The organism is Streptomyces sp. NPDC002130, assembly GCF_040296465.1.
Taxonomy (GTDB): domain Bacteria; phylum Actinomycetota; class Actinomycetes; order Streptomycetales; family Streptomycetaceae; genus Streptomyces.
The window spans coordinates 1-1,138 of sequence record NZ_JBEOXI010001113.1 but is presented as its reverse complement, the minus strand read 5'-3'; the positions used below and the strand labels follow the sequence as shown (position 1 = coordinate 1,138).

The 1,138-nt window shown below is 62.1% G+C and carries 1 protein-coding gene; it reads left to right on the top strand.

The window, feature by feature from the left end; genetic code table 11:
* Positions 1 to 27: 27 nt before the first annotated feature.
* A partial coding sequence (ligD, locus tag ABT116_RS48850; RefSeq protein WP_351648038.1) for a non-homologous end-joining DNA ligase occupies positions 28 to 1,138 on the top strand: 1,111 nt, incomplete at its 3' end.

Sequence of the window (1,138 nt, the reverse complement as noted above, 5' to 3'; positions counted from 1 at the left end):
ATCACGCTCGACGGCACAACGGTGTCCGTGACCAATCTGGGCAAGATCCTTTACCCCGAGAGCGGCACCACGAAGGCCGAAGTCATCGACTACTACACCCGTATCGCCGCAGTCATGCTTCCGCATGTCGTCGGTAGGCCGGGCACTCGTAAGCGTTGGCCCAACGGTGTGGACGGTCAGTCCTTCTTCGAGAAGAACCTTGCGTCGTCAGCCCCGCAGTGGCTCACGCGTGCGTCGCTGCAACATTCTGATCGTGTCGTCACCTACCCGATCTTCGATTCCGTTGCATCCCTGGCGTGGCTGGGTCAGCAGGCCGCACTCGAATTGCACGTTCCCCAATGGCGATTCGACGGTTCCGAGCGTGGTCCGGCGACACGACTGGTATTCGACCTCGACCCGGGCGAAGGCGTCGGGTTGACCCAGTGCGCCGAGGTGGCGAGGTCGATTCGCGATCTGGTCGCAACTCTGGGGTGGACTGCCTATCCGGTAACCAGTGGTAGCAAGGGAATTCACCTCTACGTTCCACTGGATCGAGCCTTGGACGGCAGTGGTGCGTCGACTGTCGCCAAGCAGATCGCCACCGGGCTCGAGAAGCTTCACCCGGATCTCGTCACCGCGACGATGGCTCGAAATGTCCGGGCAGGCAAGATTTTCGTGGACTGGAGTCAGAACAACGCAGCCAAGACAACCATTGCGCCGTATTCGATGCGCGGTCGCGATCAACCCTATGTTGCCGCGCCGCGCAGTTGGGATGAACTCGACGATCCGAAACTACGGCATCTGTTGTTCGACGAGGTTCTGGAGCGCGTCGAATCCGACGGTGATCTGCTGAGCGATCTGGATCCGCCGGTCTCGGCGGCTGTAGCCGACACGTTGACTCACTATCGCAACAAGCGGTCGGCCGACCGGACACCGGAGCCGATCCCTGCTGCGGTGACCAAGGAGAGCGCGGGCAATACCTTTGTGATCCAGGAACATCACGCCAGACGATTGCATTACGACGTTCGCCTCGAGCGGGACGGTGTGCTCGTGTCCTGGGCTGTTCCGAAGGGCGTGCCGACCAGTGCCGGAGAGAATCGGTTGGCCGTGCAGACTCGCCGCGGCCGGTGCCGCCCTGCTGACCGGCGTACTCGCCGCG